The organism is Silvanigrella aquatica, from assembly GCF_001907975.1.
Classification (GTDB): Bacteria; Bdellovibrionota_B; Oligoflexia; order Silvanigrellales; family Silvanigrellaceae; genus Silvanigrella; species Silvanigrella aquatica.
Window position 1 is genome coordinate 1,179,662 of record NZ_CP017834.1, and the last position, 25,343, is coordinate 1,205,004.

The 25,343-nt window shown below is 34.3% G+C and carries 19 protein-coding genes; 13 read left to right on the forward strand and 6 right to left on the reverse strand.

What is annotated here, in order from left to right; all coding sequences use genetic code 11:
• The first annotated feature begins 190 nt into the window (after positions 1 to 190).
• From pdhA to AXG55_RS05015, 8 genes are all read left to right on the forward strand, one after another.
• Positions 191 to 1,159, forward strand: coding sequence for a pyruvate dehydrogenase (acetyl-transferring) E1 component subunit alpha (gene pdhA, locus AXG55_RS04980; RefSeq protein WP_148697027.1), 969 nt, complete (start codon positions 191 to 193; stop codon positions 1,157 to 1,159).
• 25 nt (positions 1,160 to 1,184) lie between these two features.
• Positions 1,185 to 2,162, forward strand: coding sequence for a pyruvate dehydrogenase complex E1 component subunit beta (locus tag AXG55_RS04985; RefSeq protein WP_148697028.1), 978 nt, complete (start codon positions 1,185 to 1,187; stop codon positions 2,160 to 2,162).
• A gap of 21 nt (positions 2,163 to 2,183) precedes the next feature.
• A complete protein-coding gene (locus AXG55_RS04990; protein ID WP_148697029.1) occupies positions 2,184 to 3,437 on the forward strand; it encodes a pyruvate dehydrogenase complex dihydrolipoamide acetyltransferase in 1,254 nt (417 codons plus the stop codon).
• Between the two features lie 94 nt (positions 3,438 to 3,531).
• Positions 3,532 to 4,728: a pseudouridine synthase gene (locus tag AXG55_RS04995; RefSeq protein ID WP_148697030.1), complete on the forward strand. Its 1,197-nt coding sequence runs from the start codon at positions 3,532 to 3,534 to the stop codon at positions 4,726 to 4,728.
• Between the two features lie 3 nt (positions 4,729 to 4,731).
• On the forward strand, positions 4,732 to 5,193 hold the full coding sequence (locus AXG55_RS05000) for an NfeD family protein (RefSeq protein ID WP_148697031.1): 462 nt from the start codon (positions 4,732 to 4,734) through the stop codon (positions 5,191 to 5,193).
• A 33-nt stretch (positions 5,194 to 5,226) separates the two neighbouring features.
• Complete coding sequence (locus AXG55_RS05005) at positions 5,227 to 6,258, forward strand: SPFH domain-containing protein (RefSeq protein WP_148697032.1); 1,032 nt, start codon at positions 5,227 to 5,229, stop codon at positions 6,256 to 6,258.
• Positions 6,259 to 6,411: 153 nt separating this feature from the next.
• Positions 6,412 to 7,281 carry a spermine/spermidine synthase domain-containing protein gene (locus AXG55_RS05010; RefSeq protein ID WP_148697033.1) on the forward strand — a complete coding sequence of 290 codons (870 nt, stop codon included), beginning with the start codon at positions 6,412 to 6,414 and terminating at the stop codon, positions 7,279 to 7,281.
• Between the two features lie 52 nt (positions 7,282 to 7,333).
• Positions 7,334 to 9,559, forward strand: a complete 2,226-nt coding sequence (locus tag AXG55_RS05015; protein WP_148697034.1) for a HEAT repeat domain-containing protein — start codon at positions 7,334 to 7,336, stop codon at positions 9,557 to 9,559.
• Between the two features lie 8 nt (positions 9,560 to 9,567).
• Here AXG55_RS05015 and AXG55_RS05020 read toward each other — a convergent pair whose 3' ends face one another.
• The 6 genes from AXG55_RS05020 to AXG55_RS05045 form a co-directional block, all read right to left on the reverse strand.
• On the reverse strand, positions 9,568 to 10,941 hold the full coding sequence (locus tag AXG55_RS05020; RefSeq protein ID WP_148697035.1) for a PorV/PorQ family protein: 1,374 nt from the start codon (positions 10,939 to 10,941) through the stop codon (positions 9,568 to 9,570).
• A 19-nt stretch (positions 10,942 to 10,960) separates the two neighbouring features.
• Positions 10,961 to 12,520, reverse strand: a complete 1,560-nt coding sequence (locus AXG55_RS05025) for a HAMP domain-containing methyl-accepting chemotaxis protein (RefSeq protein ID WP_148697036.1) — start codon at positions 12,518 to 12,520, stop codon at positions 10,961 to 10,963.
• Positions 12,517 to 14,034, reverse strand: coding sequence for a methyl-accepting chemotaxis protein (locus AXG55_RS05030; RefSeq protein ID WP_148697037.1), 1,518 nt, complete (start codon positions 14,032 to 14,034; stop codon positions 12,517 to 12,519). The genes AXG55_RS05025 and AXG55_RS05030 overlap by 4 nt, the downstream gene beginning before the upstream one ends.
• Before the next feature lie 157 nt (positions 14,035 to 14,191).
• A complete protein-coding gene (locus tag AXG55_RS05035; protein WP_148697038.1) occupies positions 14,192 to 15,703 on the reverse strand; it encodes a HAMP domain-containing methyl-accepting chemotaxis protein in 1,512 nt (503 codons plus the stop codon).
• 37 nt (positions 15,704 to 15,740) lie between these two features.
• Positions 15,741 to 17,246, reverse strand: coding sequence for a HAMP domain-containing methyl-accepting chemotaxis protein (locus tag AXG55_RS05040; RefSeq protein WP_148697039.1), 1,506 nt, complete (start codon positions 17,244 to 17,246; stop codon positions 15,741 to 15,743).
• Positions 17,247 to 17,257: 11 nt separating this feature from the next.
• Entirely contained in the window at positions 17,258 to 18,763 is a 1,506-nt protein-coding gene (locus tag AXG55_RS05045) for a HAMP domain-containing methyl-accepting chemotaxis protein (RefSeq protein ID WP_148697040.1), read from the reverse strand.
• Between the two features lie 180 nt (positions 18,764 to 18,943).
• On the opposite strand from AXG55_RS05045, the gene AXG55_RS05050 reads away from it, so the two are divergent.
• The 5 genes from AXG55_RS05050 (at position 18,944) to recJ (ending at position 25,339) form a co-directional block, all read left to right on the forward strand.
• Positions 18,944 to 20,101, forward strand: coding sequence for an acyl-CoA dehydrogenase family protein (locus AXG55_RS05050; RefSeq protein ID WP_148697041.1), 1,158 nt, complete (start codon positions 18,944 to 18,946; stop codon positions 20,099 to 20,101).
• Positions 20,102 to 20,140: 39 nt separating this feature from the next.
• Positions 20,141 to 20,572 carry a preprotein translocase subunit YajC gene (gene yajC / locus AXG55_RS05055; protein WP_148697042.1) on the forward strand — a complete coding sequence of 144 codons (432 nt, stop codon included), beginning with the start codon at positions 20,141 to 20,143 and terminating at the stop codon, positions 20,570 to 20,572.
• 112 nt (positions 20,573 to 20,684) lie between these two features.
• Positions 20,685 to 22,475 carry a protein translocase subunit SecD gene (secD, locus tag AXG55_RS05060; protein ID WP_148697043.1) on the forward strand — a complete coding sequence of 597 codons (1,791 nt, stop codon included), beginning with the start codon at positions 20,685 to 20,687 and terminating at the stop codon, positions 22,473 to 22,475.
• A gap of 14 nt (positions 22,476 to 22,489) precedes the next feature.
• Positions 22,490 to 23,545 (forward strand): protein translocase subunit SecF, encoded by a 1,056-nt coding sequence (gene secF, locus AXG55_RS05065; protein WP_148697044.1) that lies wholly within the window; start codon positions 22,490 to 22,492, stop codon positions 23,543 to 23,545.
• Positions 23,546 to 25,339 carry a single-stranded-DNA-specific exonuclease RecJ gene (gene recJ / locus AXG55_RS05070; protein ID WP_148697045.1) on the forward strand — a complete coding sequence of 598 codons (1,794 nt, stop codon included), beginning with the start codon at positions 23,546 to 23,548 and terminating at the stop codon, positions 25,337 to 25,339.
• The last annotated feature ends 4 nt before the right edge of the window (positions 25,340 to 25,343 follow it).

Below are 25,343 nucleotides of genomic sequence, written 5' to 3' on the forward strand. Positions count from 1 at the left end.
GAAGTGGGAAGAGTTCTCTTCTTTCTTCCTTTTTTTATTGTCATTTAGATTGACGCTTTCTTGCAGTCCCGTTTTTTCTGTCATAGCTTACCGTCTGTGTGTATATTGGGGCGCAAGCCCAAACTTATCTTATTTCGTAGAATGTTTAAAAATTTGTTTTTTCGATACTATTATTTTGGAGAGTTTATAAATGGCTCAAAAATTATCAAATCAGCTTCTTGTAGCTTTTTATAAAGAAATGCTGCTCGGGCGTCGCATCGAAGAGCGTGTTGGCCAACTGTATGTTCAGCAAAAATTTAGTGGATTTTGTCACTTATATATTGGACAAGAAGCCGTTGGTACAGGATGCTTAAACGCCATAAGAAAAGGTCAAGACTACGTTATTACGGGTTATCGTGATCACTTTCTTCCTATTATTTTAGGAATGGATCCCGGCATGATGCTTTCTGAATTACTTGGTAAAGTAACGGGATGTGCGCGCGGCAAGGGTGGCTCCATGCACATGTTCTCTGAAAAATTACGTTTCATGGGAGGTCATGGCATTGTTGGTGGACAGGTTCCATTAGCTGTTGGTGCTGCTTGGAAAATTAAATATAATAAAGAAGATAATGTTGCGCTGTGCTTTTTAGGCGATGCTGCCATAAATCAGGGTCAGTTTCATGAAGCATTAAATATGGCGGCAATTTGGGATCTTCCTTGTATTATTATTATTGAAAATAATATGTATGGAATGGGTACCGCCATTTCAAGAACATGCTCATTAAATAATCTTGCTGACAGAGCAAAAGGTTATAATATGCGTCAGGCCATCGTCGATGGTCGCAATGTTGTGAATACATATAATCAAATGAAAGAAATTGTAGAAGAGACTCGTAAAACTTCTAAACCCATTCTTGTTGAAATTCAAACGTACCGATTCCGCGGACACTCTGTATCCGATCCTGGAAATTATCGTACAAAAGAAGAAGTTGAAAAAGAACGCAGTCGTGATTGCCTTATTCTTCTTAAAGATATTATGCTTCAACAAAAAGCTGCAAAAGAAGATGATTTCGAAACATACGAAGAAGAAATTGCAGATATTGTTGAGAAAGCTGTTACCTTTGCAGATGAGGCACCGGAACCAGGGCTCGAAGAAATTTATGAGCATGTTCTTGTTTAATAACTAGTGTTTGAGGTTTTATATTATGGCGATTTTAACTTTACGCGAAGCTTTAAACCAAGCGTTGACTGAAGAAATGGAACGCGACCCAAGTGTATTTATTATGGGCGAAGAAGTTGCGCAATATGACGGCGCGTATAAAGTAACAAAAGGAATGCTTGCAAAATTTGGACCGATGAGAGTTGTTGACTCTCCTATTTCCGAAGCGGGATTTGCGGGATTAGGCGTTGGTGCTGCTATGTGCGGGTTGCGTCCTGTTATTGAAATGATGACATGGAATTTTGCGATTCAAGCATTCGATCAAATTATCAATCATGCCGCTAAAATGTTATATATGAGCGGTGGACAATACAAAGTGCCTATGGTTATCCGTGGACCACATGGTGCGGCTCACATGTTAGGTGCTCAGCACAGTCAATGCGTTGATCACATGTTAGTAAACTGTCCTGGACTCAAAATTGTCAGTACTGTGATTCCTGCCGAAGCGAAAGGACTCATGAAGTCTGCTATTCGTGATGACAATACGGTTCTCTTTTTAGAGAGTGAAATGTTGTATGGTCGTTCGGGCGAAGTTCCTGAGGGCGAATATACCATTCCTCTTGGAGTTGGAGATATCAAGCGCGAAGGAACGGATGTTACCTTAGTTGCTTGGAATAAAATGGTACTTCTTGCATTAGATGTTGCTGCTGAACTTGAAAAAGAAGGCATCAGTGTAGAAATTGTCGACCCTCGTACTTTAATGCCACTTGATGAAGACATGATTTTTAATTCTGTGCGTAAAACAAACCGCCTTGTTGTTCTTGAAGAAGGTTGGGGCGTGGCCTCTTTTGGTTGTCATATTGTCGATAGAGTTGTGAAAGAATGTTTTGACTATTTGGATGCGCCACCGGAACGTGTGACAAATTTATTTGTGCCTATGCCCTATAATGAGCGACTTGAGCATGAGGTTATGCCAACGGCGGAGCGCACCATTTCTGCAATTAAAGCTGTATTATATAAATAAAGTAACTCTGGAGAAATCATTATGGCAACAGTAATGGAAATGCCGAAACTTTCGGATACGATGTCTGAAGGCTCAGTTGCGCATTGGTTAAAAAAAGAAGGTGAAAAAGTTTCTGCTGGTTTGCCTGTTATTGAAATTGATACCGACAAAGCAACCATGGAATATGAATGCCCTGCCAGTGGTATTCTTTTAAAAATTCTTGTTGGCGATGGACAAAAATGTCCTCTGCAGGCGCCCATTGCCGTCATTGGTAAAGAGGGTGAAAACTGGGAAGAAGCCCTTGAAAAATACAAAGCGAAAAAAGGAGGAGCGGCTTCAGCTCCGCATGCAGAAGCAAAAAAAGAAGCTCCTGCAAAATCATCTTCAGCTAACGTAACAGCGTCTTCCGCAAAAACAACAACTGTCCCCGATGCTGCTGTGAAAGCAAGTCCTCTTGCTAAGAAAATTGCTGCGGATAAGGGAATTAATTTGAGCAGCATTCAAGGAAGTGGTCCTAATGGGCGCATTGTGCAAAGAGATCTCGATCAAGCCTCAGGTGGGGCATCAAGTGCGTCACCTGCCATAGCTTTTGGATCGGGCGCTGAAGTTGAAAAAATTCCGCATACAAATATGCGTAAAACTATTGCGCGCCGCTTAGCGGAAAGCGTAAATACAGCACCACATTTCTTCCTTACTGTCAGTATTAATATGACAAATTTATTGAATTGGCGTAAAGAAGTTGTTGCTAAATTGCCAGAAAATGAAAAATTCAGTGTCAATGACCTTGTTATTTTTCTAACGTCACGTGCTTTAAAGCGTCATCCTGCTTTAAATTCGTCCTGGCAAGATGAGTATGTCGCGCAATATCGTGATGTGCATATGAGCGTTGCAGTGGCATTGCCTAATGGCTTAATGACTCCTGTTGTGCGTCATGCGGACAAACTTACAGTTGTTCAAATTTCTCAAGAAACAAAACGTCTTGTGAAAATAGCGAAAGAAGGAAAACTGCAACCAAATGACTATGCGGGGGGCACGTTTTCTGTTAGTAATTTAGGAATGGCTGGAATTGAAAGCTTTACTGCGATTATCAACCCACCTCAAGCGGCTATTTTAGCAGTGGGCGCGACAGTTCCCACACCTGCTATTTTACCAAATGGCACTGTAGGTGTTGAACAAAGAATGAAAGTTACATTAAGTTGTGACCATAGGGTTGTTGATGGAGCTGTGGGAGCCGAGTTCTTAAAAACACTAAAGCAATTCTTTGAAGATCCTGTCTCTGCTTTGTTTTTAGGATAAATAGACAAGCATTTTTATTTTTTGCTTTTCGAATTCACTTCTGGCTTAAATAAAGGCAAAAGTGGATTTTTTTTTTCATGTTGGGAAACATTATATGGTTAAAGATGTTCAAAAAAATCAGAACTCAGAATTCGTTCGCTTAAATGTATTACTTCAAGAGTTTGGCGTTTCATCGCGAAGAAAAGCAGACGAACTTATTGAAGCGGGTCAAGTGAAAGTTGATGGAAAAGTTGTGAAGAAACTCGGAACAAAAGTAGATCGCGCTGCATCTATTTCTGTTGATGGCAAGGCATTAAAAAGTAAACCTGCAAAAATGATATATCTTTTAAATAAACCTTTTATGACAATAACAAGTCGAAAAGATGAAAAAGAAAGACCCACTATTTTTGATTTGCCTGAAATTAAAAAACTTCCTTTGAATGTGCAATCTGTGGGGCGCTTAGATTATCGAAGCGAAGGTTTGCTTGTTTTAACAAATGATGGTGACCTGTCTTTAGCTTTATCTCATCCAAAATATTCCGTTGAAAAGACATATGCTGTTTTAACATCGTCTTCATTTACGATTGAAGATGCTGAAAAACTTAAAAAAGGCATTGAGCTTGAAGATGGTCCGGCCAAAGTTATTTCATTAAAAATAGGTAACAAAGAAAAATTAGGAAATAGTGTGGGCCAATGGATTGAGTTGGTTGTCACAGAAGGACGTAATCGTTTGGTTCGTCGTATGATGGAAGCTTTGGGTTTAAGCGTTGTCAGACTTGTGCGCGTTGCTATTGGAGATCTTCGTTTACCAGGAAAACTGGAACCCGGTAAAATCCGACCTGCTTCAGAGGCAGAAATAAAATATTTAAATGATATTAAAAAAGACATGGAGCAGCAAGAATCTAAAAAGAAAAAAAGTTCTTATGTTTTATCAAATGAAGTTATTGCAAAACGTAAATTAATTAAAAAGATGAGTTTAAATGACTCCGACTATGCACGCGAAGCAGAACGTCGCGAAAAAAGAGCAACATTAGTTGCAAAAACGCGTAAGCAAAGTAATGAAGAAATTCAAAATAAAAAAAGATCTTCAGAATGGCAAAAAGAGGAATCAGCATCTTCTAAGAAAACAGATAAAAATGATTCCCAAAAAAGATCATTCGAGATTGAAAAAAATGATTCTAAAAAAAGATCTTTTGAAATTGAAAAAAAAGGTCAGAATAAAGAAACTAAAGCTATAAAATTCTCCAAAAATAAAAATAGTAAATCGAAAGACTCAACGAGAAAAAAATCTGATACAAAAAAGAGGTCTTAAAAAATGGAATTAGAATGGTATTGGTTATATTTTGTAGCAGGAATTGTTTTTGCTTTATTAGAAATATTTTCTTTGACATTTTATTTTTTGCCTCTAGGCATTGCAGCTATAATAACGGGGCTATTTGCCTTATTTAATTCAAATATTTATATACATGCAGCCATTTTTGTAGTATCAGGAATATTGCTTTTAGTTTTTATTTCGAAATGGCGTAAGTCACGTTTTTTAAGATCATCAGGTTCGCAATTTATTGCAGGTGTTGTAGGACAAGTTGGTATTATTGTTGAAGATTACAAATCATCTACCGAACCAGGAAAAGTGAAAATATTTTCTGATATTTGGGAGATACATTGGGATTCTCAGCGTGACAAAATGCTCAGTGAATTAAAAATGGGAGATCATGTAAAAGTTGTTTCTGTAGAAGGAAATAAAGTCATTATTGAGAAAATCAAAGTCTCTAAATAAAATGACAATATTATTTTGCTGAGGTGTTTGTGTATGGAAAATTTTAATTTGCTACCATTTATCCTTTTTCTTGGAATCGTGTTATTAATTGTATTTATATTTAAAAAATATATTATTGTTATTCGCCAACAAGAATGTGTTATTGTGGAACGCCTTGGTCGTTTTCATAATGTTTTGCACTCGGGCTTAAATGTCCTCATCCCTTTTGTCGATGAATCCAGGCAAATACTTTGGAGTCGTAATGGAATCATTACCAATGTCGATCGCGTTGATCTCCGTGAAGTTGTTATTGATATTCCCGAGCAAAAAGTAATTACAAAAGATAACGTCGGCATTATAGTCGATGCTATTATCTATGTTCAAATTACAGATGTAAAACGCGCTGCTTATGAAATTCAGGCGCTACCTTTGGCTGTTGCTCAGCTCACACAAACGACTTTAAGAAGTTTAGTGGGTGAAATGGATCTTGACCACACTTTGAGCAGTCGTGATGTTATCAATTCAAGGCTTAAAATTGTATTAGATGAAGCAACGGACAAGTGGGGATTAAAAGTAAATCGCGTGGAACTAAAAAATGTTTCACCGCCACCCGATGTGCAAATGGCTATGGAAAAACAAATGCAGGCAGAGCGTGAGCGTCGTGCCAACGTCTTAACTGCAGAAGGTTCCAAGCAAAGCCAAATTCTCAATGCAGAAGGTGAAAAACGCTCTCGTATTGAACATTCTGAAGGTGAAAAGCAAGAAAAAATCAATCAGGCGCTTGGTGATAAAGAGGCCACCATTGCGCGTGCTATTGGTCAGGCTCAGGCCATTGAAGATGTTGCTGCCGCGCAAGCAAAATCTATTCAAATGATTAAAGCCGCTTTTGAATCTCCAGATGTGGCCGCAAATTATCTTATTGCCATGGAATATTTAAAACGCTTTGGCGAAATGACTCAAAAAAATACCGACAAAGTCTTTATTCCTTATGAAGCTACGGGTGTTTTATCCTCTTTGGGCGCGTTGAGCGATATTATGGGCAAAGCAGCCACAAATAGTGAAAAAATTCATTCTCCAAAAAGATAAATATTAAAATAAATTCTTTTTAAAATCCTGCTGAAAAATAGAAAAAGACTTAGGTTTACCTAGGTCTTTTTTTTATAGGAAAAATTTATTAAGGAAATTTTTGCATATAGATACATTACAATTTTTAATAATATAGAAAGAGGAGTTATTTATATGTCTCAAAAAAGATCAAATTCAAATATTTGGATGACAGATCGTTTGTCTATTGGAGAAAGATATCACTCCTTAATCTCTCAAGTTTTATATCAGGGTAAAAGTCAATATCAAAATATTAGTGTTGTTAAGTTATTTAATGAAAGCAAAGCTCTTTATCTTGATAACCAACTACAATCGACGACTGCAGATGAATTTATTTATCACGAATCTCTAATTCATATTCCATTTATTTCTCATAAAAATCCCGAAAATGTATTAATTATTGGAGCCGGTGAAGGCGCAACAGCAAGGGAAGCTTTGAAATGGAATTCAGTAAAAAAAATAACACTTATCGAAATTGATGAAGATGTTATTTTATCTTGTAATAAATATTTACCAGAAATGAGTTTAGGGGCGTATCAGGATTCGAAAGTAGAAATTATCATTACTGATGCGCGTGACTTTCTAAAAAATAATAAAAACAAATATGATGTTATAATTTGCGATTTATGTGATCAAATATTTGATGAAAATAATATATTAAATAATAGTTTTTTATTAAGTTGTAAAAATATTTTAAGTCAAAATGGAATTATGTGCATTCAATCTGGTGAAATACCGGTTATACAAAATCCCTTATTTGAGAAATATCTGTTTCTTGTGAAGTCATTGTTTTTATCGATGAAGTTGTATTCTGTTTGGATACCCTCTTATTGTCGAAATTGGGCTTTTATATTATTATCTGATAATAAAATTACATTAAATTCAATTGAAGATATAAAAAATACAATAAATTGTAATTTATCTCAAAATTTAAAATTTATAAATGAAAAAGCATATTTAGGGCTTTTTCATCCACCAAAATATATACAGGAGTTTGAAAAATAAATATTTTAATAATTTTTGTAATCATGGCAAAAAAAGTTAGGATACAGTCTATATGATAAACAAGAAAATAATGTTTTTCTGTTTATTGGCCTATTTGTTTCAATTTATAATTGAAACATTAGCAATTAGTTCGAATTCGTTTTTTATTTATTATATTGGTGCCGATAAGCTTCCAAAAGCTTTAATTATATCTTCTTTGTTAACTCCTGTTGTTGTATTTATACTTTCTTTATTGGAGGTAGGTAAAAATTCTAGGCAGTTTAAATTAATTTTGTTGATTATTATTTCAATTATGAGTTTATTATTTTTGTATTATTTAAGTGGAATGGTGAAATATGGAAAATTAAGTGTTTGGAGTTATCAGATTTTTAGCAACTTATTTTCTTTAGTAAGTATAATTGTTTATTGGAATTTGATCAACAATTATTTTTATGTTTTTGAGTCGAAACTTTATTTTTCTTATTTCATCATAGCTGAAGAGATTGGAGCTATTACAAGTGATGTTTTGATTAATCAATATATGTTTGATTTTAGTATGACAAAATACTTTTACTTTGTATTATTTACTCTTATTCTTTCTTTGATTTTATCTTGCTTTATATTTCAAATTAAGAGAATTAATGAAAGTGATTCTAATAAAGAAGTTATTGAAAAAAAATATGATGATAATTCAATGATTATAAACTCAAAAAATAAAAACTTATTTATACTTGTTTCAATATATATATTAATAATATGTTTATTTCATTTTATTTCAAGTATTGTAAGTTATCAATTTAATTATGCATCTGGCGTTAAATTTACTCGTTCGGAAGATTTAAATAAGTTTTTCTCGGAGTTTCAATTTTATTCAAGTTTATTTATTATTTTATCGAGTTTTTTACTTAACAAATTTCTATTTTCAAAATCAAAAATAATTATTCAACACTTAATTTATGCTCTCGCCCTTTTATTCTTATTTTATATTATGAATATAAAATATGTTTTTTATACAATTGTTTTTGCTGAAATGGTTAAAACAATTCTAGAACATTCCTTATTTCAAACATCATATGAACATTTTACTTCTGCTTTTAATGAAAAAATTAGTGATAAAATAAGAAATTTTTCAGAGGGATTTTTTATTCCAATAATAATTGTTTTATCTGGAATATTTATGACTTTTTTTCCAAGTAAATTTTCTATTTATTACTTAAATATATCATTAATTGTAGTTGTTTTATTAATTATATTGTGCATATTTTTTATAAAAAATTATTACTATAAGTATCATATGAAAAGCCTCGAAAATAACTTTACTGTAGATAATATGCGCTCTATTCAGGCGTTAGGCGAAAAAAATAATTATCCATCAATCAAATTTTTAACAACAAATTATACTATAACAAATGACAGATATATAAAGAAAAATATTATTTTATCTATTGGAAAAATTAGCAGTTCACAAAGTATTGATTATATTTTTAATATATTAAATGAAGAAGATGAATTTTTACAATCTGCAGCCGTTGATGCTCTTTTTATGTATAACTCTTACAAAGTTCATTATTTACTAGTTGAATTTATACAAGGTAAGAAAAATAAGAGCTTTTATGTCCGTCATAAAGTGATTTCATATATTAATAAAATTTATAAAAATGCAATCATCCCCTTTTTTATGCATTTGCTTTACAGTGATGATCATCGGATTGTTGCTAACGCTATAGAAAATTTTTGGGATATTAAAGATAAAAATATCATTCCCTTTATGACAAGTTTTCTGCATCATCCGAGCAATCGTGTCCGTGCCAATGCCATTATTCTTATTTATAACTTTGATATGAATTATTATAATGAAATTTGTCTCAGGAGCTTAAATTTACTTAAAAAATCTAAAGATATGAATGACAATCTTTCTTTTGTTTTTGTGGTAGGGTTTTTAAAAATGAATAAATATTCGGATGATGTTATAGATATATATGAAAAACTAAAAAATATTGAAATTTTTAAAGATAAGCTTGTTGAAAATTTTGCGTTTTCATTTTCGGGATTAAATAATCCCATTGGTGATGATCTTTTTCAGTTTTTATTTATGGATTTAAAAAACTATCCAAATACACTGCTGTATAAATTTAAATTACTTTCACTTTTTAATAGAATAAAAATAATTAAAAACTTTTTTGCCGGAGAATATGGTTATGATACTTATAATAATTTTTATGAAAACTTTAAGCATTCAATTTATGATTTGAGTTTTGAACTTGAAATTATTGAAGAGCTCATGCCTGAAAAAAAGTAAAATTTATTTTATAATTCATCGGATATGGAGAGTGCAAATTGTTGTGTTTCCCAATACACTCTTGGATTCGCATTATTCTGTGCATAATAAGGTTCTAGGGCATAATAGGCGCCTGGTTGTGACTGTTGAAGCATATAGATAAGACTGTATGTATTAGCCTTATTAATATAAACAAGTCCTGCTGTGTATCCAATAAAATTTACATTTACAAGCTGATCTGTCACATTAGGATCGCCGCACCAATTATTAGTAAAAACTCCTAAACGCAATGCAACTGTATTAAAAAAAACAGTTTCTGAGCCTACTGCAAAATCATATACAGGTACTAGTCTATAAAAAATGTTTTGGGCATCGGCTCCTGAGTGATAATTAACGTCGGCGCTAAAGGTTTGGAATTCGGCAGGATAAAAGCCAACGCCAAAACGGATCATGTAAGGTAACGAGTTAAATGGCTTATCGTATTGAGTATGAGTAATTTGATTAACTCCTTGACTACCTCCATTAGGAATAGCATAGGAGTTAGGTCCTAGGGGATTAAAACTTTCATCTGTTAAAATGGTGTTATCGTTAAAATTAGTAGAACCATTTTGGTAAAGAATTTGTTTGTATTTTCCTGATAGTCCAAAGGAAAAATAGTAATTTGGTTTAAATAAAAAACCAAGGCCAAGCTCAATTCCACTAATATAAAAATTACTATTATAAATCCAGGTTTCATAATTATACAAATTATTTCCAGGAGAGTCTGGATTGGGAAAGGGACCGGCAACTATATTTGCCGTTTGTATTTCGGAGTATTTGATATCAAAAAAGGCAAGCGATAATCCAATACTAAAGTTATCGTGAGCTCTAAGGGCAAAAGCGACGGCATATTCATTTTCAGTAGAACTGAGTTTTTGATTAAAATTTGTTTCACTTGAATTAGTTGAGCTTACAGATTCAATATTATTATCTAAATTTACATAGTCCTTATTATAAATTCCAAAGGCAAAATACATAGGTGTGTCTGTTGAAAATCTAATAATCCCCCCAAAAAAACCTGATAATAAATCGGAATCTGTTAAACTAAACGTCGAATCGCTGTTACCTAAATAACCGCTTTGTGTGATTTTTGAAGTGTAATAATTTGTTGTTGAAAGGCTCAATTGTAAGTCTGGTGCAAATCCGAGACCGCCCGGGTTATAATAAAGTCCTGATGGGCCGCTTGAAATCCCAGTAAACGCACCTCCTAGGCCGGCAGCGCGATCGCCCATTAAAAAACTATTTTGGTGCCACCAATCTCCATAAGACAGTGAGTGAAATAAAAAAATAAAGGTGAATAAAATATATTTAATAATATATATTTTGCTTTTATGTATATTTTTATTTACATATAAAATTAACATACTTCTCCACGGTTAAATATTAACCAGAAATATTTTTTTCTGGTATCTGTTCCTCCTTCATCTTTTTTAACTTTAATTCTTTATTAATTTGATCGATTCCTTTTAATAGCACTTCTACATTTTTCGCTGTAATGTCTAACTTTTTGCTTTGTTCCACTAATTTATGTGCTGATTCCTCAGTAACAATACCAATTCTTTGGCAATTTTGTGTGGTTAAATCAATTTGTTCCATGGAAGAAGAAATTTGTCGAATACCGACTTCTTGTTCTTTTGTGGCATCTGAAATTTGTTCTGTGACTTGCGTGACAGTTGTAATATTTTCTGAAATTAATTTGAAAACTTCTTGAGCCTCTAGAGTAACATTTTTCCCTTCCAATACTCTTGCCTTAGTTGTTTCAATAATAGAATTGACTTGTCCTTGGCTTGATTGTAATAGCATTTGAATTTCATTAGCAGATTTTCCACTAATTTTCGCTAAATTACCCACTTCTTCAGCAACGACAGCGAATCCCTTCCCGTGTTCACCCGCTCGTGCGGATTCAATAGAAGCGTTTAAAGACAATAATTCAGTTTTAGAAACGATATCATTAATAACCGCTGTTTTTGCATTGATTTGTTTGATAATTTCTGCAATATTTTGCAATTGCGTGCTTGACTCTTGAATTGTTTCCATGGCTTTGGCAAGGCGCCCCATTATTTTTTCGCCTTCTTTTGTTTTTTCAGAAGCATTTTTTACGACATTTAATGTCTCTTTAGCATTTTCGTTGGTTCTATTTATCATGCTTGATATTTGATTTACCGCAGCTGTTGTTTGATGAACCGATGCGGCTTGATTTGAAACCGAACTAGACAGTTCGGTAGAGCTTGTTTTTAATCCATCACCAACTTTACTTGTTGCTACACTTTGTTCTTTAAGTTCATCAACGGAATGAATAATTGTTTTAGTGCTTTTACTAACAATTTTATAAATACCTAGTTGTAAAATAATAGATAATGATAATATCACAGTCATTGTTACGTTTGTAATAAATGTTAAATTCTCACCTTTTTGAGTTGATTTAATGGATCCTTCGTAGTTTAGATTACTAATTTTTTCAAGAATAGTTTGTGCTTCTTGCATATTTAAATCTAAATTATTTATTAAATATTGATATGCTTCTTGAGTTTTTCTTGCTTGAACAAGTTTAATAAAGGCATCTCTTTTTGTTAAATATATTTTCCAATTTTTACTAAACTCATCGAATAATTTTTTTTCCTCTTCGGTGTCAATTAATTTTTTGTATTTTTCAATGATATTATTTATTATTTCAAATCTTTCTTTTACAAATTTAAAATGCTCGTCGAGTTCTTTTTGTGCGACAGCCATTGAAATTCTTAATTCTCTTCTTCTTAATTGGGCGATTTCATACTTCATGTCTTGAGCGGCGTCTACGCTGGGTAACCACATTAATGCGGTTTCATGCGAATATTCTTGAGTTTGATTTATTGTAAAAATAGTATAAACGGAACTTACTATTATAATAAACATGAGTATGCTAATGGAAATGTAAATTTTACTGGCTAAGCTTTTGTTATTCATGCTAATGCGGAACCTTTAATAAGAAGTTCAAGATTTTTAGCGACGGCACTTAATTTTTCACTTTGGCTTACTAAATCAATTGATGATTCTGATGATGATTGAACTGCAATTTGGCTTTTTTGAGTTGCTTTATCAATGTTTGACATTGCAGTTGATATTTGTCTTACACCTATTTCCTGTTCTCGTGTGGCATCAGATATTTGTTGAATTACACTTGACATTGTTGAAATATCTTCTGATATTTGTTGAAAAGATTTTTGAGCTTCCGCTGTTACTTTTTTACCTTCTTCAACTCGTTCCATTGTAAGACCAAGAATTTTGTTAACTTGTTCTTGACTTGAGGTGATGAGCTCTTGGATTTCTTGCGCCGATTTTCCACTCACTTTTGCTAAATTTCCTACTTCTTCAGCAACAACAGCAAAACCTTTTCCATATTCCCCTGCTCTTGCGGATTCAATGGAAGCATTTAACGACAGCAATTCTGTTTTAGAAACAATGTCGTTAATAACAGCTGTTTTTGAGTTAATTTGATTTATGATATCTGCAATATTTTGAAGTTCTTTATTAGAATCTTGAATTGTCTCCATGGCGTAAACAAGTTTTTTCATTGTTATTTGCCCAGATTCTGTTTTGTTCGAAGCATTTGTGGCTATCGTGTTTGACTCCTTTGCATTTTCAGTTGTTCTATTGACCATGCTCGTGATTTCATTAATAGCAGCGCTGGTTTCATGAATGGATGAAGCTTGTTCGGCAATGGAGTCTGTTAAAATTTGAGAACCGTTTTTTAAACTTGATGCAATTTCGCTTGTGCTGACACTTTGATTTTTTAAATTATCGATAGCGTTATTTAATGAGCCTGTAGTACTTCTGATAATTTGAAAAATAAAGAGAGAAATAAGTACTGATGATAAAATGATACTCGTCATGGTAATATTGGTTATTGTCGTTAAATCTGCTCCTTTTTGTGTTGATTTTATACCTCCTTCATAATTATATTTTCCAAGTTTTTGAATTGCTTCTTCTAGTTCCGCAACAGCTTTTCGGCCTTTTGATAAAACGTGTTTAATCGCATCCGCTTTTTTTCCTTGTTTATTTATCGCAATTGCTTCTCGTGATGCTGAGTCATATGCTTTCCATTTTACAACAACATTTTCAAATATACTTTGCTCCTCAGTGTTTGTAACAAATTTTTTATATTTTTCTAATGTTTTATTTAAATTTTCTGTATAATGATCAAGTTTTTTAATGTCTTCAGCAAGTACTTTTTTTTCTTCTTCGCCGCTATTAATTAGTGATGTACTTAAAAGACCTAAAATTCTTCTTGCATATTTACTTACACCATCACTCATCTCGCTTGTAACTAAAACACTGGGTAACCAGCTTTCTCCTGTTTCTTTAGCGAAATTTTGTGTTTTATTAATCATGAAAATAGTGTAACAGCCTGCTAAAATTATTAAGCTAAGTAAAATAATAATAGAAATATTTAATTTAAAAGATAAACTTTTTTGTTTCAAATTATTCCTCGATTCAAGAAAAAATATAACAAATTATGAAAACATTAAATTTTCATTACAATTTTATCATTTTAAAAGTTTTTTTTTACTGAGAATATTTTGCTCATACTACAAATTGACATTTAAAATTATTGCATTTTTAAATTCAAGTTAAGGATTAGGATTCGCCTTTAATTAAGACTTCAATGTCTTTTGCTGTGGTATCTAGGGATTTACTTTGTTTGACTAAGTCCACCGCTGATTCCGAAACAGAGCTTACTGAAGCTTGGCTGCGTTGTGTTGATCTGTCGATGTTTCCCATGGCTTCAGATATTTGTCTGACTCCAATTTCTTGTTCACGAGTGGCATCAGATATTTGTTGAATGGTCGAAGTCATTGTTGATATGTCTGTGGATATTTCTTGAAATGCTTGTTGTGCTTCGGCTGTGACTTTTTTACCTTCATCGACTCGTTCTTTTGTTAAGCCTAATATTTTATTGACTTGTTCTTGGCTTGAAGTAATAAGTTCTTGAATTTCTTGTGCCGATTTTCCGCTGACTTTTGCTAAATTACCTACTTCTTCAGCCACAACGGCAAAACCTTTTCCATATTCTCCCGCACGCGCTGATTCTATGGAGGCATTTAACGATAACAATTCCGTTTTAGAAACAATATCATTAATAACGGCTGTTTTTGCATTAATTTGGCTGATTATAGTTGCAATATTTTGGAGTTCACTATTGGATTGTTGAATTGTTTCCATGGCAGAGACAAGACGCTGCATGGTGGTTTGTCCTGTTTCTGTTTTAGTTGACGCATGGGCAGCAACATTTGTTGATTCTTTTGCATTTTCAGCGGTTCTATTTACCATACTGGTAATTTCATTTACAGCAGCGCTTGTTTCATGAATTGAGGAAGCTTGTTCTGATGCAGAATCTGTAAGTTGTTCAGATCCCTTTTTTAATGTCGAAGCGATTTCGCTTGTGGCCACACTTTGGCTTTTTAAATTTTCCACAGCATTATTTAATGATCCTGTCGTATTACGAATAATTTGAATGATAAATAAACCAATGAGTATAGAAGATCCAATAATACTTAACATTGTAATATTTGTGATTGTTGTTAAATTTGCACCTTTTTCAGTTGATTTAATGCCGCCATTGTAATTAAATGTTGCGAGTTTACTAATTGCTTCTTCAAGAGCTGCGGCATCTTTACGTGCTTCTTTTAAAACATATTTTATGGCTTCTGCTTTTTTTCCTTCATTATTTATTTTAAGACTTTCTCTTACGGCTTTATCGTATATTTGCCATTTTTTTACGACATCATTATACAGTTCAGTTTCTTCGGAGCCGCTTACAAGCTTTTTATATTTTTCAATAGCTTCGTTTATGTGATCCGTATATTTATTTAATGCCTTTAAATCTTCTTCTTTCAATTTTTTTTCTTCTTCGCCCGTGTGAATTAAGGAGTTTGATAATAGTCCTAAAATGCGTCTTGCATATTTGCCAACACCTTCACTCATCTTACTTGTCGACAAAACACTAGGTAGCCAGTTGTCACCGGTCTCATGGGCATAGTCTTGTGTTTTATTAATCATTAAAATGGTATAAATTCCTGAACAAACGATTAGGAGCAATAGAACTATAATTGAAATATTGAGTTTAAATGATAAACTTTTTTTACTCATAATATTATCCAAGATGAAAAGTTAATTTTTTTTAATTTCAATTGTTACTTCCTTCAATTAAAAATTCAACATCTTTCGTCGTTTTATCAAGTTGTTCACTTTGGCTGACAAGCACATGAGATGATTCTGCGGTTGTATTTACAGCGACTTGGCTATTTTGAGTCGCTCTATCAATATTGGTCATTGCGGTTGAAATTTGTCTCACACCAATTTCTTGCTCCCGTGTGGCTTCGGATATTTGTTGAATCACTGTTGACATATTGCTAATGTCTTCAGAAATTTTAAGAAAAGATTCCTGAGCTTCCGCTGTTACTTTTTTACCCTCTTCAACACGTTCTTTGGTTAAGTCGAGTATTTTATTTACTTCTTCTTGGCTTTTGGTAATAAGCTCCTGAATTTCATTTGCCGATTTTCCGCTAATTTTAGCTAAGTTTCCCACTTCTTCTGCAACGACTGCGAATCCTTTGCCATACTCTCCTGCTCTTGCCGATTCGATTGAGGCATTTAAGGAAAGTAATTCGGTTTTAGAAACGATATCATTAATAACAGCGGTTTTAGAATTAATTTGATTAATAATGACAGCTATATTTTGCAGTTGTGCATTGGATTCTTGAATAGTTTCCATGGCGGAGACAAGTTTTTTCATGGTAACTTGGCCTTGTTCCGCTTTTTCCGAAGCACTTGTTGCCACATTTGTCGATTCTTTTGCGTTTTCTGCCGTTCTATTCACCATGCTGGTAATTTCATTAATAGCCGCCGTTGTTTCATGCACAGAAGCAGCTTGTTCTGAAACGGACTCAGAAAGGGATTTAGATTCATTTTTTAAACTGGCAGCAATTTGATTCGTAGCTATACTTTGTTTTTTTAAATTTTCAGTTGCTATTGCAATTGAAGTCGTCGATTTTTTAATTAATTGTAAAATAAAAATTCCTATGATAATTGAAATAACTCCAATGATAGACATTATTATATTTGTTATTTTTGTGAAGTAACTGCCTTGTTTAGTTGATTCAATGGCACCAGTATTATTAATTTTGCTTAAATTAGTAATGAGTTGTCTAGATCCAAGAAATAGAGGCAGTGTGTTTGCGTAAAAATGTTGAAAAGACTCTTTTCCTTTACCAGCTTGAGCTAGATTTAAGTCTTCCTTCATAGTTACTTTAACTTTAGTCCAATTTTCAATTAACTCATTTAATGCTTTAGTCTCTTCGCCTGGATCAACAATTTTTTTATGTTTTTCAAAACGCTCATCTAATATTTTTAAAAATTCTTGTAATTTTTCTAAGTCTACCTTTGTTTCTTCAGCGCTGTGTTTTGTTCCATAACTTCCAATAATGGATACATGTCTGCGGGAAGCATTTCCGTAGGCATCTGAAATTTGCGAAATTGACTTTACGCTGGGCAGCCAATTTGTTCCTGTTTCCTGAGCAAACTCCTGTGATTTATTAATCATTATAATGGCATAAATTCCAGCAATTAATATTAGTAAAAAAAGAACTAATACAGATATGTTTAATTTAAAAGCGAGACTTTTTTTCTCCATATCTTTGACCTTTAATTTGAATTACCTAATACAAGTACACTAATATCTTTTGCTGTTTTATCGAGTTTATCTGCTTGTTCAACTAAACTTGAGGCGGATTCTGCTGTTGAACTTACTGCGGTTTGACTTTTTTGAGTTGCCTTATCTATTTGTGACATTGCTGTAGATATTTGCTTAACTCCAATTTCCTGTTCTTTTGTGGCATCTGATATTTGTTGAATCACGCTTGCCATAGTGCTAATATCTTCAGAAATTTTAAGAAAGGATTCTTGTGCTTCCGCAGTTACTTTTTTTCCTTCATCTACTCTTTCTTTTGTCAGGCCTAATATTTTGTTAACTTGTTCTTGACTTGAAGTAATGAGCTCTTGAATTTCACTCGCCGATTTTCCACTTATTTTTGCTAAGTTTCCAACTTCTTCTGCAACAACGGCAAAACCTTTACCATATTCTCCTGCTCTTGCCGACTCAATAGAAGCGTTTAGTGACAATAATTCTGTTTTAGAGACAATTTCATTAATAACTGCGGTTTTGGTATTTATTTGGCTAATAATGACAGCAATATTTTGTAATTGAGTATTCGACTCTTGAATCGTTTCCATCGCATTTACAAGATTGTTCATTGTTTTTTGCCCAAGTTCTGTTTTATCAGAAGCACCTTTAGCAACTTCTGTCGATTCTCTTGCATTTTCAGCAGTCCGATTTACCATGCTAGAAATTTCATTTATGGCTGCCGTCGTTTCATGGACAGAACTTGCTTGTTCTGAAACAGAGTCAGCAAGTGATTGAGATCCTTTTTTAAGATCATTTGCAATTTTATTTGTGGAAATGCTTTGATTTTTTAAATTATTAATAGCTTTTTCTATGAGTCCCGTAGATTTTCGAATAATTTGAAAGATAAAAAGAACAATAATAATGGAAGAAATAATAGTTGAAGACATAGTCACATTAGTTAAATTTGTTAAATAAGCGCCTTGTTTTGTCGATTCTATTCCACCATTATAGTTGAAATCACTTAATGCAATTAAATTATTTCCCAATTCGAGAACAAGAGGTAATGTTTCGTCATGGTACATGGCAAAGCTTTCAGGACCTTTGCCAGTTTCAGCCAAAGCTTTATTTTCTATCATTTTTTTCTTAAGAACTTCCCAGCTTTTTAAACATTTGTCGTAATACGTCTGTTCTTCGGGGCCACTGATTAAAGGATTGTAATCTTTGATATGCTTATCAAGAGTTTCAATATACTCGTCTAATGTTTTTGCGTTTTTATTTTTTTCTTCTGTAGAAGAATTAAAACTCCAGTCAAGTGTGTAAATGGATAATCTTCTTGGTGCAGAAGCGAGATCCCTATTCAGCTGGCCAACAGCAGCGATACTTGGCAGCCAGTTTCTTCCTGTGTCATCTGCATAAGTTTGTGTTTTATTTATCATATATGAAGAATATAACGATACCCCAAATACAAGAATCAACAATATTATTGCTGAAGTATTTAATTTAAAGGCGAGGCTCCTATTCCCCATAACGTTTTTGGCTCCTCAATTTGAGAGTCACATGAAAACAAAGTTGGTATCGGAAAGTTTTCTTGTTTCTTAATGCCAGTGTAATTTAAGAATTTCAATATTTGCCCTTTTTACTCAGAACATGTATTTAACTAATGATCATTATTATGTTTTAAAAGTTTTGGTACTTAGGGAGTACATATGCAACAGAGCCAATTAACCCCCCTCACACACTTAAGCGATGAGGAATCACTATTTTTTAAATCTGTTTCTGAGTTTGGTAAAAAAGAAATTTCTCCCTTAATTATGGAGATGGATGAGTCCGAAACACTGAACCCCACTCTCATCAAAAAAATATTTGAAATGGGATTAATGGCTATTGAAATTCCAGAAATGTATGGAGGCTCGGGAGGTTCTTTTTTTCAAGCCATTCTTGCCATTCAGGCCCTTGCTCAAATTGATCCCAGTGTGAGCGTTTTTGTGGATGTGCAAAATACTTTAGTAGCCAATGCTTTGCTAAAATGGGCAAGTGAAAGTGTAAAACAAAAATACTTCCCACAATTCGCAAAAAATAAAGTGGGAAGTTATTGTTTAACAGAGTCAAGCAGTGGTTCCGATGCTTTTGCTTTAAAAACAAATGCAGTAGATAAGGGAACACACTTTGAACTAAGTGGTAAAAAAATATTTATTACAAATGCAAAAGAAGCAAGTTTCTTTTTAGTTTTTGCAAATGTAAATCCATCACAAGGTTACAAAGGAATTACTGCTTTTTTAGTTGAAAAAGATTTTCATGGTGTTTCTTTAGGCCGTAAAGAAACAAAATTAGGAATTCGTGCAAGCAGCACCTGCGAAGTTATTTTTGAATCTGTTAAAGTACCAAAAGAAAATATCATAGGTGAATTGGGTAAAGGTTATAAAATTGCCATTGAGACTTTAAATGAAGGGCGCATTGGTATTTCAGCACAAATGCTTGGCTTAGCCGAAGGTGCACTTGCGGCTGCTGTGTCTTATGCAAAACAAAGAGAGCAATTTGGCAAAATAATTTCTTCATTTCAAGGTATTCAATTTCAAATTGCAGAAATGTCAATAAAAATTGAAGCTGCAAAACTTATGGTGTATAATGCCGCACGACTTAAAGATGCGGGAATGAACTTTGTGAAAGAAGCTGCGATGGCTAAAAGCTTTGCTGGTGAAGTCGCAGAATATGTTGCGAGTACAGCATTAGAAATTTTTGGCGGCTATGGCTTTATTAAGGATTTTCCTGCAGAAAAATTTTATCGTGATTCAAAAATAGGCAAAATATACGAAGGAACAACAAACATGCAGTTGCAAACTATTGCAAAGATGATACTAGATTAATCGTGTTGTTCTTAAGCTTTTTGTGGAGAGATTCATTCAATGAAATTAAAAACTGTATTCTTAAATGTAAGCTCAGCTGCTGTTTCTTCTTTAATTGCTGTTCAAGCCTTTGCTCAAGCGGCAACTACGCAAGCTGTTGTAGCCCCACAGCAAGTTCCTGCGGGAGCAGCTACAACAGGGACTACGGCAGGTCCTGCGTGGATTAATTTTGCTCTAATGGGTGGTATTATTCTTTTTATGTGGCTTTTTGTATTCCGCCCTCAATCTAAAAGAGCAAAAGAGCAAAAAGAGTTTTTATCATCTTTAACTCCAGGTATTGAAGTTATTACGGCAGGCGGAATTATTGGTACTATTGTTGAAGTGAAAGAAAATATTGTTTCTATTAATGTAGGTGGTTCCACAATGCGCGTTGTGAAATCTTCGATTTCTGGGAGATTAGACGCTTCTTCCTCCATTCCGGCAACAAAATAATACCGGTTTTGCTTTTTCGTTTGAATGGTTAAAAAACCGCTCGCCCTTAAGGAGCGGGCGGTTTTTTTCTTTCAGCTTTTAAAATTAAAATTGATACCCTCTAGGTGAATTTATGCAAAACAAAATCCCGATGCCGCCTATCTGGTGGATTAAGAGTATTGTTATTTTATGTGCTCTTATTTTTGGTGTTCTTTATACTCTTCCGACTTTTTTTGGCAATCCTTCGGAATGGCAAAGGGACAGCAATGGTGTGCCCCTCAAATGGCATGAACGGATGGCTGAAAATATTCTTCCCTCATCGCGTGTTAATTTAGGTTTGGATCTCAAAGGCGGTCTTTCTTTAACTCTAAATGTTGAAGTTGAAAAAGCAGTTCAGGATTCCATTATCCGCGCCATCACACGTGCAAAAGAAACGGTCGCAGCCGAAAATATTAAAACAGGCGCTTTTAAAGTAAATGATGATTTATCTGCGACAATAGAAATTGATACTCCCTCTCACGCACAAATATTACAAAAAAGAATTAATGAGCAAACTCTATTACTCTTATATGAAAAAGTAATTGGAAATACTCTTTATTTTAAAGCGAATCGCAATTACATTGTCGACTTTGAAAAACAACTCATGCAGCAAGCTATGAACACCATTCGAAATCGAATTGACCAATTTGGTGTTGCTGAGCCAAGTATATTTCAATCAGGAGACACTCGTATTGTTGTGGAATTGCCGGGTATGTCTGATATTCAAAGAGCAAAACAATTGCTCGGTAATACAGCGCAACTCGATTTTAGATTGGCGTTAAATTCTGTATCAAAAGATCAGCTTCCCTCACTCCTTGATGAAGCGCGCAAGGCTTTAAATATTTCTCATGACGATACGCAGGCGTCGACAATTGAGCATTTATCGCAATGGCTCCGGGATAAAAATAAACTTCCCATGAATGCCACCATTATTTTGCAACGCATTTATGGTCAAGAATCTTCTGCGGGTAAAGTGGTTTCGACAATTCCTCATTTGGTTGAAGCCCATGCTAAATTAACTGGTGATTTAATTGAAGATGCGCAAGCATTACAAACAGCAGAAAATTATATTCCGCAATACAGTGTGTCCTTGAAATTTAAACCTCAAGGCGCAAAACTCTTTGGAGAGTTAACCACACTAGCCGCTGATTCTAAAAATCCGCCTCATGAAGTCGCTATTATTCTCGATGGCAATGTGCAAAGTTCACCTTATGTGAAAGCTCCTATTATTGGTGGAAATGCTTCTATTACCATGGGAAGCAGTCTCAACTTGCCCGAACAAATGAAACAAGCGCAAGATTTATCGTTGGTTTTACGTGCAGGAGCTCTTCCCGCTTCCGTAAAAGTTGTTGAAGAAAGACAAATTGGTCCCAGTGAGGGCGCACAAAATATTCATGCTGGAATTATTTCTACCATTGTGGCTGCTATTTTAGTCGTTGTTGTGATGTTGCTTATTTATGGTGCTTCTGGCTTTGTTGCGAATATTGCGATGCTATTTAATGTGCTACTCATATTAGCATTTATGGCTTTATTTGGTGCTACATTAACACTTCCTGGAATCGCGGGAATTGTTTTAACAATGGCTATTGCTGTAGATGGTAACGTAGTTATTAATGAGCGTATTCGTGAAGAAATTCGTTCTGGATTTAATCAAAAGCAAGCTTTTTATAAAGGTTATCATACGAGTTTTCGTACATTAATCGATGCTCATATTACTTCAGCAGTAGCAGGAATTGTTTTGATGATTTATGGAAATCCTGCGGTAAAAGGATTCGCTGTTACGTTGTTGTGTGGTATTGTTTGTACTTTATTTACATCATATTATGTAACAGAAGTTATTGGACAATGGCTAGTTGAACGAACAAAAATTAAAAGGTTTGGATAAAGAGGAAAACGATTATGGCTTTTAAAATTGGAAATATTCAAGTTTTCCCGCATAATTATTATTTTGATTTTATGAAGTGGAGAAAAGTAACAGTTGGAATTTCTGTTGTTTTAGTTCTTCTTTCACTTCTTATTGTTGGTATAAAGAGCCTTAATTATAGTATCGACTTTTTAGGTGGTGCTGAAATTCAGGTGAATGTCCTCAATAAATCTGTAACCCGAGAGCAATTACAGGAAGCGGTAAAAAAAGAAGGTTTTTCACATGCTGAAGTGACTACATACGGTAACTTTGTGGCTCGTAAAGACAATTCTGAAGCCTTCGTTATTCGTATTCAAAGCGAAAAAGGTGAAGATAAAAACGCAACTTCAAGTCGTGCTGGTGTGCTCGTTAATAATTTAAAAACACAATTTGGTGCAGATAAAATACGTATTGAATCTTCAACAAATATTTCAGGTAAAATTGGGCGAGAAGATGAGCTCAAAGGTTACATGGCATTGTTACTTTCCTGTATTGGAATTTTAATTTATATCGCCTTTCGATTTGACGCGCGTTTTGCTCCTGGTGCGGTATTGTGCTTGGTGCACAACGTGATCATTGCGCTTGGATTTATGACACTATTAGATCGTCCTTTTACCACAACGTCCATAGCGGCGTTTCTTACCATTGTAGGTTATTCCATTAATGATACGGTTATTGTCTACGATCGTATTCGTGAAACGCGTTTGTTGCAGCCTAAAATGCCTATGGTTGAAGTTGTCAATCGTAGTATTAGTCAAACTATGAACAGAACTATTTTAACATCGACAACAGGAATTTTAGCTCTCTTAGTGCTGTCCATTATGGGCGGCGGTGCTATTGAAGATTTTGCTATCACCATGCTTGTGGGTGTGATTGTGGGAACCTATTCCTCTATTTATGTAGCAGCTCCTTTAACACTGATGATGGACGGTTACTTTACAAAAATGGGTTGGAAGCAAAAAGACAATAAGGAAAAAGCGAAATTAGAGCGCCCTAAAGACTATGCTCCTCCTATTAATGTAAGGAAAAAAACACCTCAGGAAAAAAGATAAATGGAAACGGAAACCATTTTTCTGGGTAAAGCGAGCACAAATGGTTTTACAAAAAATGAAAATCGTTTGTGCACCACCGATCGTTTTGTTTGGAAATTAAGAGATATTGTTGCAGATAATCCTTCACAAATTGAAGAATATTTAACTCGAAAAAAGATTTTTTTATTAGACAATCAAAAACTTGAAGAAAATAATTCGTTACTTTCTTTGTTACCTGAACCTTGGCTATTAAAAGATGTGCGCAAAGCTGCGGAAAGAATAATTCAAGCTATACGCAATAAAGAAAAAATAGTTATTTTTGGTGATTATGATGTTGATGGTACAACATCTTGTGCTATGTTATCCCAGTTTTTTAATGAAATAAATTATCCTGTAGAAATTTATATACCCGATCGTATTTTAGAGGGGTATGGTCTAAATGTAACAGGACTTAGAAAGTTAGCACAAAATAATGTAAAAGTAGTTGTTACAGTAGATAACGGAATTTCCGCTATTGATGCCTGTGCCGAAGCAATTCAATTGGGAATGGATGTGATTATAACAGATCATCATGATATTCCCCCTGTTCTTCCAAGTGCTTTTGCTATTTTAAATCCCAAACAAACCGATTGCTTGTTTCCTTACCGCATGCTTGCGGGTGTGGGCGTTGCATTTTATCTTATGGTCGCAATGCGCACTCTTTTGCGTGAGCAAGGACAAAATTGCGTTGTTAATTTAAAATCATTTCTCGATTTTGTGGCCATTGGAACCATTGCTGATATGGCACCTTTAACAGGTGTTAATCATATTCTTTGTAAAGTAGGTCTTGAAGTTCTTTTGCAAAATATTCAGCAAAAAAAACGTATTGGTCTTTTTGAATTATTAAAATGCGCTGGGTGGAAAGAAAATTCTAAAGTCGATTCTGTGGATATTGGATTTAAAATAGGACCCCGTTTAAATGCTGCCGGACGGTTAGGAAATGCGCTGCGTAGTGTCGAACTTATGTGTACAAATGATGTTGTTTTGGCACAAGAAATGGCTCTGCATCTGCATCAAGAAAATGCGGAAAGGCAGACTCTTGAAAAAGCGTTTACCCAAGAAGCGATCGATCAAGTGAAGCAAGGTACAGAGCTTCCCGATGCTCTTGTCCTCCATCAAGAAGATTGGCACCCTGGTGTGGTAGGTCTTGTAGCAACGCGTGTGCTCGACAAATTTTATAGGCCTGTTCTTGTTTTTGGAACCATAGATGGAAAGTTAAAGGGAAGCGGGCGTTCGACGCATTCTTTTAATTTATTTGCTGTTTTAAATGAAGTACGTAATGAATTTATTTCATTTGGTGGGCATTATCATGCTGTGGGATTAACACTTCTTCCTGAAAAATTACCTTGGTTAAAAGAGTATTTAGCGCAAAAAGCAAATGAGCTTATTGATTCTCACGATAAAATTCCGCCCCTCTTTATTGATGGCGTTTTGCCATTGAGCCATTTAAATATAAGTTTTTTGAAACGACTAGAAGAGCTTGAACCCTATGGCATTGAGAACCCTCGTGCTCGTTGGTTCGTGGGACCTCTTACTGTTGCGCATGTTAAAAGAATGGGTAAGGATTTTTCCCACGGACATGCTAAGCTGTTGGTTCTGGAGGAGGGATGCGAATTTTGGATCACAGCCTTTGGTCTTGCCGATGTGTTTGAAGAGTTTCTGGCGACAGGGATTGAAGTGCAACTGGTAGTCGAAGCAAAGCTAAGCAGTTGGAACGGACGCCTCACATCTGATATTCGTGTGATCGATTATGCTCCCGTCATCTATACGAGTTGAATCC